Origin of the sequence: Sporosarcina ureae (assembly GCF_002082015.1) — a bacterium.
Taxonomy (GTDB): Bacteria; Bacillota; Bacilli; order Bacillales_A; family Planococcaceae; genus Sporosarcina; species Sporosarcina ureae_A.
Map to the genome: position 1 here is coordinate 624,270 of NZ_CP015109.1, position 13,210 is coordinate 637,479.

The window sequence follows — 13,210 nt, forward strand, 5'->3', positions numbered from 1 at the left end:
TTTTGACGAACATTCAAAAAGTACAAGATTTCTTAGAGAAACATGACGTAGATGCAGCACTCATAACAAATCCGGATAATGTGTTTTATCTGACTAATTTTCGTAGCGATCCCCATGAGCGGCTATTAGGTGTAGTTATTTTCAAAGAAGCGGATCCATTTGTGATTTGTCCTGCTATGGAAGTGCCAGATGTGAAAGCAATCGGTTGGAAATTTGACGTAATTGGATATAAAGATACAGATAATGCATTCGAGTTTTTAGATCAAGCCATCACGGAACGGATCTCTACATTCTCATTACTCGCAATCGAAAAAGAACATGTAACTGTGGATCGATTCGAAATTTTGCAAGAGCGTTTCCCTGCCTTACAATTCGCCAAGCTGGATAATGAACTAGCTAAAAATCGTCTGATCAAAAATGAGACAGAACTCCAGCACTTACGCAAAGCAGCTGAATTGGCTGATTATGCAATCGAAGTAGGTTGCAATGAAATCGCTGAAGGTAAAACGGAGTTGGAAATAGTCCAAGCTGTAGAACAAGCTGTGAAACGAAAAGGCGCAGAGAAAATGTCGTTTGATACTATTATCGTTTCGGGTACAAAGACCGCCTCACCTCATGGTATACCAGGGGAGAAAAAAATCGAAAAAGGGGATTTCATCTTATTTGATCTGGGCGTCGTGTATAAAGGATATTGCTCAGACATCACGCGAACGATTGCGTTTGGTGAGCCGACAGAAGAAAAGCGTAAAATTTATGAGACCGTCAAAAAGGCACAGCAAGCAGCAATCGACGTAGTACGCCCTGGCACATTAGCTCTGGAGGTAGATCATACCGCACGGTCGATTATTGAAGAAGCAGGATATGGCGAGTTATTCCCGCATCGTATTGGGCACGGTCTTGGTATTTCCGTTCATGAGTTCCCTTCTTTGACAGGAACAAATGATATGCCGCTTCAAGAAGGCATGGTGTTCACAATCGAGCCAGGTATTTATGATCCGACTGTAACAGGAGTGCGTATTGAAGATGATTTGTATGTAACGAAAGATGGCGTCGAGGTATTGACGAAGTTCCCTAAAGAGTTGAAGGTTATTGGAGATTAAAAAGTAATATAGGAAAAAACTGAAGACAGACTCCATTTCAGGAGTTTGTCTTCAGTCTAGGGCCGCTATTTTATGTAGTGGTCTTTTTGTATTTGGATTAAATCGTCTCTAGTACCTGTTCCACGTCAACATGAGTTAGTTCCTGTGCTTCTGCTACTGCTTTGTACGTAATATGTCCAGCTAGTGTGTTGATACCTTTGCGTAGTACTTCGTTGTCTGTACATGCTTTTTTCACGCCTTTGTTCGCGATTTGAAGAGCGTATGGAATCGTCACGTTTGTCAGTGCCATTGTGGATGTTTGTGGAACTGCACCCGGCATGTTCGCTACTGCGTAGTGAATGACACCATGTTTGGTGTAAGTTGGATCATCGTGTGTAGTGACGCGGTCAGACGTTTCGAAAATTCCGCCTTGGTCAATTGCGATGTCAATGACTACAGAGCCAGGGCTCATAGACTTCACCATTTCTTCTGTTACGAGAGTTGGCGCTTTTGCACCTGGAATTAGAACGCAACCGATCACCAAGTCCGCATCTTTCACTGCTTTAGCAATATTAAATGGATTGGATACCAATGTTTGAATATGCTCTCCGAAGATCTCGTCAAGCTGACGTACACGCTCTACTGATAGATCTAAAATCGTTACATGTGCGCCGATTCCGATTGCCACACGCGCAGCATTTGTACCGGCTTGTCCGCCACCAATAATTGTGATTTTCCCACGTGACACACCTGGTACCCCAGCGAGCAAAATCCCTTTGCCGCCTTTCGTCTTTTCTAAGTACTGTGCACCGATTTGCGTTGCCATACGGCCTGCCACTTCACTCATTGGTGCTAGCAGAGGTAATCCACCACTAGGTAATTGAACCGTTTCATACGCAATTGCTGTTACTTTTTTGTCGAGTAATGCTTGTGTTAATTTCAATTCTGGTGCTAAGTGAAGATACGCAAATAAGATTAATCCTTCACGGAAATACTGATATTCTGATTCTGCAGGTTCTTTAACTTTCAAGACCATATCCGCTTCCCATACTTCAGCGGCCGAGTCCACGATGATCGCACCTGCTGCTTTATATTCTTCATCTTGAAAGCTCGAACCGATTCCAGCACCTTTTTCAATTAATACTTCATGACCAGCTGTTAGTAGAGTTAGAACACTTGCAGGGGCTATTGCCACTCGGTTTTCATTATTTTTAATCTCTTTTGGAACACCTATACGCATGCAAAATCCTCCTAGAATGGTAATTTCTTTAAATTCCTTTTTCATCATCTCACTGTCGATTCATGACTATTTAATCTTATCAGAAAATAGATAGCTTTACCTCTTTTTTTTCAACGTTTTTCCATACAATCTTCAGTTTCTAGATTTAAATAAAATCTTTCGACAAAAAAAGAAGGACTCTCATAATTTGTATAGAATAAGAATAGTGTAGAGAGTATTTAAATTTAGGGATGGAGTGATAACATGGCACTTACTTACAAAGATATTATCGTAGCCGTAGATGGTTCAGATGAGGCAAAATGGGCATTCAAAAAAGCAATCGCAATTGCCGATCGTAACGATGCAACTCTTCACTTGATTAATATTATTGATACGCGTTCTTACGCAGCTGTTGAAGCGTACGATCGTTCAATTGCAGAGCGCGCACAGAAATACGCTGAAGAATTGTTAACTGACTACCGCAATGAGGCGGTTGCAGCAGGCGTAGCAAATGTTGAGATTCACGTAGAATATGGCTCTCCTAAGACGTTGATTCCACGTGACATCGCGAAGAAACTTCAAGCAGATTTAATTATTTGTGGTGCTACAGGTCTAAACCGTGTAGAACGTTTTTTAATCGGAAGTGTTTCCGAGAATATCGTTCGTTCTGCGAAGTGTGATGTACTGGTTGTACGTACACCGGAACATCTACAAGGCTAATAAGTAATTACAGACTGTCCAAGAAGTCGTTTATTCGATTTCTTGTAGCAGTTTTTTTGCGTATAAAGCCAGGGTGTAGGCACCGCTTACGTCTCATATGACAGTAACGTGTAAAGCTTTCAAACGAATGCAACAGGAAGCGGTAGTGATGCGTTCTACTGCTTTGACGATCTCGCAAAAAGTCCCGACTGTCAGTTTTTTGACGGTCGGGACTTTGTTTTATTTATTCAGCCGCTACTGTTTCTGCTTCTTCTGGAACTGGAATTCCAGCGATGCGCACAGTGTCGCGAGCTAGCATGATTTCTTCATTTGTTGGGATAATCAATACTTTGACTGGTGAATGCGGGAAGCTGATGTATGCTTCTTCACCGCGAATATTATTTAGGCTTGGATCGAAGTAGACTCCCATGAATTCTAAACCGTTCATTACTTTTTGACGAACGATTGCACTGTTCTCGCCAATTCCTGCTGTGAAGATGATGGCATCCACTCCGCCCATCCCGGCGGCGTATTGCCCGATATGCTGGTGGATACGATCCGTAAAGACATCTAGAGCCAATTGCGCACGGTGGTTGCATTGTTCTGCAGCTTCCGTAATATCGCGCAAGTCACTTGAAAATCCACTGATTCCAAGTAGTCCTGATTTTTTATTCAATACGTTGACTACTTCTTCAGCTGACTCGCCCGTACGCTCCATCATATATGGAATGAGGGCTGGATCAATATTTCCTGAACGTGTCCCCATGATCACGCCTGCTAATGGAGTGAAGCCCATGGACGTGTCTACTGACTTACCGCCTTTAACAGCTGCAATACTCGCACCATTACCTAAGTGGCATGAGATTAAACGAGTATCCTCAAGAGGTCTGTTCAAGATCTTGGCAGCGCGTTCCGTTACGTATTTATGGCTCGTCCCATGGAAACCGTATTTGCGAATTCCGTATTTTTCATAGTACTCATATGGCAACGCATACAAAAATGCTTTTTCAGGCATGGTCTGATGGAATGCTGTATCAAATATGGCAACTGCAGGTGTATTTGGCAGCGCTTTCTGAAACGCTTTAATTCCTACAATATTCGCTGGATTATGCAGTGGCGCGAAGCCTGAAATCTCTTCTAGTTTTTCAATTACTTCATCCGTAATTAATACTGAGTCACTGTATAGCTCTCCCCCATGAACTACGCGGTGACCGAGTCCATCAATCTCATCGTAAGACGAAACGACCCCTTCACTAAGTAGATGTTCTAACAGCATATCAACAGCCATTAAATGATCTGTTATATCTATCACTTTCTCGATTTTCTTTTCAGCAGTTGTCATAGTGAAAACGGAATTTTCTAAACCAATGCGTTCGAATAACCCCTTGGTAATTTCTTCTTCGTTGGTCATTTCAATCAGTTGGAACTTCAAAGAAGAACTACCCGCATTTATTGACAAAATCTTCGGCACAAAAACCCACCCCTTAAAATAATTACGTCGTAGAACGTTTGAATTTATTATAGTATCTAACTATTTTAAAAGCAATTGAATTCCTGCGATATGTGCTGCCTTTCGACGAATATGTACATGAAATAAAAAAGAAGAGAAATGACTATTCGTCACTTCTCCCCTTCTTCCACCCACGCACTTAGTTTATCAAAAAACTTTTGCATAGCGGCTGCATTGCCGAGTTCAGGTATTTTCGCTAATAACACGTCTGGCAGAACAAAATTGTCGTTTGGTGGTTGTTGTAATAATAAAATACTTTTTGCAAAACGTTGATCTGCAAATAATGAAGAAGGCAACTCAAGCAAGCCTCTCAATAATTTATGTTCTTTTACAAAGTGTAAGATAGGTTCTGCACCTTCAGCAGTCAACAATCTAGAAGGCACGATGAATAATCCGTAGCCACCTGGCTTTACATAGCGCATGGATTGCTCAATATATAAATAATGAGAGAAGGCATGGCCTTCAGGCGCCATCAATTCGTAATCCATAGCGACTTCATCGTCTGGATAATAGCCTACAGGTAAATCACTCACTACCGCATCCACTACATCAATAGGTAACGGCCGTAGCGCGTCTTGTAGATAAAATGATACCGGTAATTCTAATAAATTGGCTGTCGCAGCAGCGATTTGAATCAATACATCATCGATTTCAACTGCACTCGCCGAAGCAGAACCTTTATATTGATTCAATACTGTAAACAAAAGATTTCCCGTTCCTGCTGCCGGGTCTAATAACGTTACTGGTTGTGTTGAATCCAATAATTTATTGACTAAATATCCTATCAAAAAGCCAATCGTATCAGGAGTCATTTGGTGATGAGCTTGCGTGGACTGCTTTAATCCTTTTAGTAAGGCTAGCTGAATTCCTTTACGAATTTCTTCTTTATCAGGATCTTGCAAGTCTACTGCCGACGGTTGATCTAGCCATTTTTCACTCGCCTCGAGCACAGCGTCCAAATACAACCCTTCAGTAGCCGACGCATGATTGTCGTAATACGTAAAAACTTTTTCTATAGTGTTCATGTAAATTCCTCCAAGAAGAAACCCACCTCTTTTTCAGGTGGGTTTTTAAATTAATTCAGTTCTTTCACTGCTTTAATGGCTGCATCATAGTCGGGATGGTCAGTCGCTTCACTCACATACTCAACATACGCGACTTGATCATCGCGATCGACCACAAAGATCGAACGAGTCAATAATCGTAATTCCTCAATCGCTGTACCGAATGCTTTACCAAATGAAAGATCACGATGATCAGAGTACAAATGTAAGTTTTCCACATTCTCTTCCTCTTTCCAACGCCCTTGTGCAAATGGCAGATCGCAAGAAATCGTCATGACTTCTACGTCATCTCCAAGCGATGTTGCTTCGTCGTTGAAACGCTTCGTCTGAATGGAACATACACCTGTATCAACAGAAGGCACAACACTGATCAAACGCACCTTACCTTTTGAATCATCCAGTGTCACAGGATTCAAATCATTCGCAAGCACAGTGAAGCTTGGTGCCTGATCTCCAACTTTCACTTCTGCACCTAACAGATGAATCGGTTGATCTTTGAATGTAACTTGTACCATACCTAACCACTCCTTTTAAACTAGTGTACTAAACCGTAGGGTCTTCATGCAACTGATGGTGTTCGGGATGAATAACTTTCTGCACTTCTTTTCTCTCGAATGTTCGTTCATGTACCACAACCGTGTCAGCAAAGACGTCATGAAGTGTTTTCTTCTGTGGTAAGAACAAGACCAGCAGGTACGGAATCCATAACATTTGTGAAATGAAGCGACCGAACCCTTCTCTAAAAATCACAGAGCCCCAACTTAATTTTTCACCATTTGTTTTCGTCACTCGAATTCCCATAATCATTTTCCCTACGGTTTGCCCCGCTATTTTTGTCATTACAATAAAATACAACAACAACAAAACTAGTGCCGTTACTTTATACGGGCTGAATAAAAAGGCAGAGGGCTTGGTGATCGCGATATCAAGTACGCGGAACACCGGCTTGACAAAGATGCCGCTAATAGCCGAAAGAATCAGCATGTCGATTAAAAATGCCCAGAGTCTGATCCAGAAACCTGCATATTTTGGCACGAGCGCCTGTTCAAGTCGCACGGTTGGTTGCGTATCTAGCAGTTCATTCGTCATGATCGTTTCCCTCCTTATTATTCACCGTATAAATACATCATGCGTGGTGCTGTATTTTCCGTTAGTAATTTTTTTATAATTTGCGATTCTACATCTCCATTGAATACATCATGGGCTTTCATGGAAAGAATAGCTTTTAAATTAGTAGGCTCTCCATATTCGAATACTTCTGCTTTCTCCAAATGATAATCTTCTTTCATGGCAGAAATAACCGTTGGTAACTTACCATAATCGTCCGCAAGCCCTGCTTCAATCGCTTGACGGCCATTCATGACACGTCCATCCGCTACTTTACGGACAGCTGCTTCTGACATACCGCGTCCTTCTACAATAATATCAACGAAACGTTTATACGAATCATCAATCATTTCCTGTAACATCTTACGTTCTTCCGGCTTCATATCTCGAGTCGGGCTCATCATGTCTTTATATGGACCTGACTTGATCGTCGGGAATTCCACACCGTATTTCTCAGCCAATTTTCCGTAGTTAACCGATTGCATGATCACACCGATTGAACCGGTCAATGTTTCTGGATGAACATAAATTTTATCTGCGGGAGCTGAAATATAATACCCACCAGAAGCCGCCATACCGCCCATCGCGACGTAGACCGGAATTTCTTTTGATTTCTGAATTTCTGTGATCGCATCATAAATATCTGATGATTCCAATACACCGCCACCTGGTGAATTAACAGAAAGGACAATGCCCTTTACCGTGTCGTCATTCGACAACTCATTCAACTGCGTCATGAATTGTCTGTGGTTGTATTCGGCACCACTAAAAATAGTCGCTTCCCCGACATCTTGTATGACGCCATCCACCGTCAGTACTGCAATTCGCTCATTGACACTTCCTTCTTCTACTACTGTTTCTTGTACTTGTGTTTCCATCAAATTGATTTCGTTGACGAAACTGTTCCAATCTCTTGTGAAAACCCATGACATCGCATTAATACCAACCGACACAATAATCAATGTGGCAGTTACTGCTACAGCAATCCATCTTTTTGCATTCATATGTTAAATTCCTCCTTTGTTTACATCTACCTGTACGTTCCTAATCGTCCAAATGTTTCATTCATGCTACACTTATTCTATTAACTGAAAAAGGAGACGATTCAAATGAATTCTCTACATACTATTTTTCTCTTCAGCCGTTTAGACGAAGACACTGCCCACAAAAAACATTTTATTGCACAACGTCTTAAAAAAGAAGGCTTCAAACTAACAGAAGATCATACCGAAGCTAATGTGGTCATTAGTATCGGCAGTGATGGGACATTCCTTCAAGCTGTTCGTAAAACGGGTTTCCGTCAGGATGTTCTGTATCTCGGAGCCTCTATAAAAGGGGCACACGGTGTATATTGCGATTTCCAATACGATGATATTAGTCGCCTGACAGAAACGTTACGACAAACTACAATTGAAGAGCGTCATTATCCACTGCTCGAAGTGAAGATCAATCAGCAAAATCCATTCTTATGTCTAAATGAATTCAGCATACGTTCAACCATCATCCGCACATTCGTCATGAATATTTACATCGATGATTTATTGTTCGAAACGTTTCTTGGCGACGGTATGATCATCTCCACGCCAACAGGTAGTACAGCGTATAATAAATCCGTTAAAGGTGCTGTCATTGATCCGCGACTACCTTCTTTCCAAGTAACAGAGCTCGCGTCAGTTAATAATAATCGATACCGCACACTCGGCACATCATTCATCCTAAGTAATGGACGAACCTTGACGCTCAATATCCAACCAGAAGGCAATGAATTCCCATCTATCGCAGCGGATAATGAAGCACTCGGCATCAAACAAGTAGAAAAAGTAGAAGCCCGACTAAGCAATAAAGTCATTCGCACCGCAAAACTTTCCGATAACTCATTCTTCGAAAAAGTTCAACGTACCTTTTTCTGAATTCATGCGAAAAGGACTGTCAAATGTCGGTACAAAACGACTCTTGACAGTCCTTTTTATCGCCCTACTACCACATCATCTTTGATTTTGTTCTTTATTGCGCAATTCAATACGCATAATTTTACCTGATGAAGTTTTAGGCAACTCTTCTAAAAACTCAATCTTACGAGGATACTTATAAGGTGCCGTCAATTCTTTGACATGATTCTGTAACTCTTGTACGAGTTTCTCAGTCGATTCCGTCGACTCATCACGTAAGACGACAAATGCCTTCACAACATTTCCACGTTCAGGATCTGGACTTGCGACGACTGCGCATTCACGAACTGCTGGGTGCTTGATCAACGCATCTTCCACTTCGAAAGGTCCAATCGTATAACCCGAACTCACGATGATGTCATCGCCTCGGCCTTCAAACCAGAAATAGCCTTCTTCATCTTTCTTGGCACGGTCACCGGTAATATAATAATCCCCTCTAAATTGCATCTTCGTGCGTTCAGGGTCATTTAAATACTCACGGAACAGCGCTGGCGTGGATTTATGAACGGCAATATCTCCCACTTCACCTGCGCCTGCCGGGCTACCTTCATCCGTAATAACATCGACGATATTACCAGGTGTCGGTTTCCCCATTGATCCAGGACGCGCCTCCATCCCGATCATCGTACCGACCAACAACGTGTTTTCTGTTTGTCCATATCCATCACGAACAGAAAGGGAGAACTGTTTTTCGAAAATATCAATGACTTCACGATTTAATGGCTCTCCTGCTGAAACTGCACTTTTCAGAGAAGCTAATGAAAACTCCCCTAAATTCTCCGCTTTTGCGATAAATCGGTATTCAGTCGGTGTACAACATAGGACATTGATTTGGTATTCGTCCAGAAACTGTAAGTATTTGTCCACGTTGAATTTGCCGCTGTAGACAAAACCTACCGCTCCACTTCCTAGAACAGATAAGAACGGTGTCCAAATCCACTTCTGCCATCCTGGTGCCGCTGTAGCCCACACCCTATCATGCTCTTCAATACCTAACCAGTTCGGAGCAGTTGTCCGCAAGTGTGCGTATCCCCAGCCATGTGTATGGACTACACCTTTTGGCTTGCCAGTGGTACCCGACGTATACGATAGAAACGCCATATCATCACTAGCCGTATCGCAAGCGGTAAACTCAGAAGATGCACTTTTTTCTTGAGCAGTCAGGGATATTTCCCCTTCTTTTGCTTCTCCGATAATATAAACAGTGACTTTGTCTACATTTTCCACATGTTCAAGTTGATCGGTGAACGCATCAAATGCGATAATCGCTTTTGCATTACTGTGTTCAATTCGATATTCAATTTCGGAGGAACGTAGCATTTCAGAACTAGGGATGACAACAAGTCCTGCCTTTAGTGCAGCAATGTAGGTCACATACGCTTCGATCATGCGCGGTACCATCACAAGCACAACATCACCTTTTTTCAAGCCGGTCGATGTCAGCACGTTCGCTGTACGATTAGCTGCCTGGATCAGTTCGTCGTACGTTACTTGTTGTTCTTGATTTTGTGCATCTACGTAAATTAATGCTTTTCTGCCATCACCCGTTGCATACTTTTCGAATTCCGAAACAATATTGTAGCGAGCCGGCGCAAGTAGTTCTTCTCGGTTCATTTCCATTCCTCCTTTTATGTACTACTACAAGTATACAAATAGAATGATAAAATTTCAAAATTTTATATACTTTTTTCCATTATACTGTTCGGAAATGTATAGTATGTCGTGTTTTTAGGTATGCTTGGAGGAGTCAGCGGAGAGGTTGGCTGTTGGGGTGAGGAATTTGCATTTTGGAGGGGACACTTTCCTGCGAGCGCCCCAGCTTCCGCTTCAATCGCACCGAACTCACTATGACCTTTTACATCCAATTTCATTTAGCGCTTGAACTTTTACTTTACACTAAAAATCCATACAAAAAAGATGCCCCAAAAGCACTGTGGCTTCTGAGGCATCCCATGTCTTACGATTTACTGATTATAACCATTCATTTGTGATTGAGCCTGACGTACTAGTCGCTTTGTAATTTCTCCGCCGACGGATCCGTTGGCACGCGATGTAGCGTCTGGTCCAAGTTGTACTCCAAATTCAGAAGCAATTTCTTCTTTCATCTGGTCAAGAGCCTGTTGTACTCCTGGAACTAACAATTGGTTTGAGTTGTTGCTGTTGTTGTTTGGCATGTCGTTCACCTCCTTGTGACAATAGAATGGTCACTTTTCAAAATATCATGCAAGGAAGGTGATAGGTAATTTTTTCTTATAACAAATCTTCGAATTCCTCTTCTGTTTGTTTGCTCGGAATCGTCGTTACACGCTGACTCGCGACTTCCACTACCATGTCGTCAAACTCCTGGAAGCTTTCGTAGTACGCGACTTTTTCAATTTGTGGCTTCGTTTTATTGCTTGGTGGTGTGAATACAGTACAGCAATCGTCGTATGGACGGATGGAAATATCGTATGTTCCGATTTTTTGAGCGATCTCAATGATTTCTAATTTGTCCATTGCGATCAGCGGACGCAAGATCGGTGTATTCGTCACTTCATTAATAGCCGTTAAACTCTCAAGTGTCTGACTTGCTACTTGTCCAAGGCTATCGCCAGTGATCAAGCCAAGTGAGTTCGTGTCTTTTCGTACTTGTTCGGCAACTTTCATCATCATTCTTCTCGTAGTCGTCATGGACAAGTTGCTTGGAACTTGTTTAACGATTGTTTGTTGCAGTTCGGTAAACGGAATCACATGCAAGCGAATGACTGCCCCGAATTTCGTTAGCTGTCTGACGATGTCTTCTACTTTCTCTTTTGCCAAATCGCTTGTAAACGGCGGGCTAGCAAAGTGAATCGCATCAAATGACACGCCGCGCTTCATCATCATATAACCTGCTACTGGGCTGTCGATTCCTCCAGACAACAGCAGCAACGAATGTCCATTGGAGCCAACTGGCATACCACCTGCACCTTTATATGTGTGTGAAGAGATGTAAGCTGCTTCACGCTGGATCTCTACATATAATAAAATTTCAGGTTTTTTCATTTGAACGACTAATTCAGGGAACACTCTCAATACATGACCGCCTAATTCTTGTTGCAATTCTCCTGTATTGAGTGGGAAACGTTTGTCAGCACGTTTGACGTCTACTTTAAATGTCTTGCCAGCCGTTTCCGTTTTGCCAAGAACTTTTAATGAAGTGTCTTTAATGTCTTCTAATGTAGGTTCACAAATTACAATGGGACTGAATGATTGAATTCCAAAAATCGACGGCAATATTTCAATTGCACGATCTAGTTCTTCAGGTTTTTCTGTATAAATGAACATCCGGTCACGTTCTGCACGCATGGTCACTGTTCCTAAATCGGACAAAGCGGCCTTTATATTCGCTTTCAGTTTACGGATAAATTTACTCTTATTTTTCCCTTTAAGTGACAACTCACCGTATCGAATTAAAATGGTATTCCAGTTCATTTCCCCACTCCTTTTCTAATCAGTTCGACTAATTGACGAACTGCTACTTTCAATTGTTCAATTTCTTCTATTGTTTGATCTTTACCTAAGCTAATTCTAATCACACCTTTTTCGAACTCGCGAGGTACATGAATCGCTTCAATTACATGGCTTACATCCGAATTCTTCGATGAACATGCACTAGAAGTCGAGACGATCAATCCTTGTTGTTGTAGGAAGTTAATCGCAATCTCCCCTGTAATGTGTGCAAATGCGACGGATAGTATATGCGGTGCACTCGCGTTCGGTGCCAATACTTTGCATTCATCTATTTCTGAGAAGAACTCCACTAGATCATTTCGCCATTGTTGAAATTGTTGCATATCCACTTCCTCTACGAGTAAACGAGCCGCCTTCGCAAGTGCGGCTGCGTGTGGTACCGATACCGTTCCACTGCGCAATTTATGTTCTTGACCGCCACCAAAGACAATGGGCTGCAGTCGGATATTTTTACGAAAAGCTAAAAACCCACTATTTTTAATTCCATAAATTTTATGAGCAGATAACGATACGAGATCCGGACCATCCGTACAATCAGTAAGCGGTAACTTTCCAAAACTTTGCACACAATCCGAATGGAACATCGCACGTGAAGAAGTATGAATGATTTTCGCACATTCCTCAATCAGCTGAATCGTCCCTATTTCATTGTTAACATGCATGATACTAACTAAAATCGTATCTTTTTGCAACTTCGCTTGCAGTTCGTCCAATGAAATTCTTCCTTCTTCATCTACTGTTAAATAATCTACCGTGAAGTGCTGCTTTTCTAATTCTCGAAAAACATTCAAGACAGAAGGATGTTCGATGCTAGTTGTGAGTAGATGACGACCTTTATGTTGATTGGCGTAGACATAACCTAGTATGGCAAGATTATTGGATTCTGTGCCGCCTGAAGTGAAAATTCCCTCTGTCAGTCCAAGTCCAATGGTTCCAAGTATTTGTGTTCGCGCACGTTCCAATAATTTTTCTGTACGTTTTCCTTCTGCATGCAACGATGCAGGATTCGCAAAATACGATTCAGAAGCGTCTACAAAAGTGCGAAGAACTCTCTCGTCCGGCTTGGTTGTGGCGCTATGGTCAAAATACAT

Annotated in this window: 13 protein-coding genes; 3 read left to right on the forward strand and 10 right to left on the reverse strand. The window is 42.0% G+C overall.

Annotated features, from left to right (window positions below; translation table 11 throughout):
* Nucleotides 1-2: 2 nt before the first annotated feature.
* Nucleotides 3-1,100, forward strand: a complete 1,098-nt coding sequence (locus tag SporoP17a_RS03095; RefSeq protein ID WP_083032282.1) for a M24 family metallopeptidase — start codon at nt 3-5, stop codon at nt 1,098-1,100.
* 97 nt (nt 1,101-1,197) lie between these two features.
* On the opposite strand, the gene ald is transcribed toward SporoP17a_RS03095, so the two are convergent.
* Nucleotides 1,198-2,319 carry an alanine dehydrogenase gene (gene ald, locus SporoP17a_RS03100; protein WP_083032285.1) on the reverse strand — a complete coding sequence of 374 codons (1,122 nt, stop codon included), beginning with the start codon at nt 2,317-2,319 and terminating at the stop codon, nt 1,198-1,200.
* A gap of 243 nt (nt 2,320-2,562) precedes the next feature.
* Between ald and SporoP17a_RS03105 the strand changes: the two genes are divergently transcribed.
* A complete protein-coding gene (locus SporoP17a_RS03105; RefSeq protein WP_083032287.1) occupies nt 2,563-3,018 on the forward strand; it encodes a universal stress protein in 456 nt (151 codons plus the stop codon).
* 223 nt (nt 3,019-3,241) lie between these two features.
* Here the strand turns inward: SporoP17a_RS03105 and SporoP17a_RS03110 are convergent, their stop codons facing one another.
* The 5 genes from SporoP17a_RS03110 to sppA all read right to left on the reverse strand — a co-directional run bounded on the left by SporoP17a_RS03110 (nt 3,242) and on the right by sppA (nt 7,682).
* On the reverse strand, nt 3,242-4,468 hold the full coding sequence (locus SporoP17a_RS03110) for an acetate kinase (protein ID WP_083032290.1): 1,227 nt from the start codon (nt 4,466-4,468) through the stop codon (nt 3,242-3,244).
* 149 nt (nt 4,469-4,617) lie between these two features.
* Nucleotides 4,618-5,532, reverse strand: a complete 915-nt coding sequence (locus tag SporoP17a_RS03115) for a class I SAM-dependent methyltransferase (protein WP_083032293.1) — start codon at nt 5,530-5,532, stop codon at nt 4,618-4,620.
* A gap of 50 nt (nt 5,533-5,582) precedes the next feature.
* On the reverse strand, nt 5,583-6,086 hold the full coding sequence (gene tpx / locus SporoP17a_RS03120) for a thiol peroxidase (protein ID WP_083032296.1): 504 nt from the start codon (nt 6,084-6,086) through the stop codon (nt 5,583-5,585).
* Nucleotides 6,087-6,114: 28 nt separating this feature from the next.
* The gene (locus SporoP17a_RS03125; protein WP_237262369.1) at nt 6,115-6,660 is read right to left on the reverse strand and encodes an RDD family protein; all 546 of its coding nucleotides are present in this window, start codon (nt 6,658-6,660) and stop codon (nt 6,115-6,117) included.
* A gap of 17 nt (nt 6,661-6,677) precedes the next feature.
* The gene (sppA, locus tag SporoP17a_RS03130) at nt 6,678-7,682 is read right to left on the reverse strand and encodes a signal peptide peptidase SppA (protein WP_083032302.1); all 1,005 of its coding nucleotides are present in this window, start codon (nt 7,680-7,682) and stop codon (nt 6,678-6,680) included.
* 105 nt (nt 7,683-7,787) lie between these two features.
* Between sppA and SporoP17a_RS03135 the strand changes: the two genes are divergently transcribed.
* Complete coding sequence (locus tag SporoP17a_RS03135; RefSeq protein WP_083032305.1) at nt 7,788-8,588, forward strand: NAD kinase; 801 nt, start codon at nt 7,788-7,790, stop codon at nt 8,586-8,588.
* 75 nt (nt 8,589-8,663) lie between these two features.
* Here SporoP17a_RS03135 and mbcS read toward each other — a convergent pair whose 3' ends face one another.
* The 4 genes from mbcS to SporoP17a_RS03155 form a co-directional block, all read right to left on the reverse strand.
* Entirely contained in the window at nt 8,664-10,241 is a 1,578-nt protein-coding gene (gene mbcS / locus SporoP17a_RS03140) for an acyl-CoA synthetase MbcS (protein WP_083032308.1), read from the reverse strand.
* A gap of 350 nt (nt 10,242-10,591) precedes the next feature.
* Entirely contained in the window at nt 10,592-10,801 is a 210-nt protein-coding gene (locus SporoP17a_RS03145) for an alpha/beta-type small acid-soluble spore protein (RefSeq protein WP_083032310.1), read from the reverse strand.
* Nucleotides 10,802-10,877: 76 nt separating this feature from the next.
* Nucleotides 10,878-12,080 (reverse strand): tRNA uracil 4-sulfurtransferase ThiI, encoded by a 1,203-nt coding sequence (thiI, locus tag SporoP17a_RS03150; protein WP_083032313.1) that lies wholly within the window; start codon nt 12,078-12,080, stop codon nt 10,878-10,880.
* A complete protein-coding gene (locus SporoP17a_RS03155) occupies nt 12,077-13,210 on the reverse strand; it encodes a cysteine desulfurase family protein (RefSeq protein ID WP_083032316.1) in 1,134 nt (377 codons plus the stop codon). The genes thiI and SporoP17a_RS03155 overlap by 4 nt, the downstream gene beginning before the upstream one ends.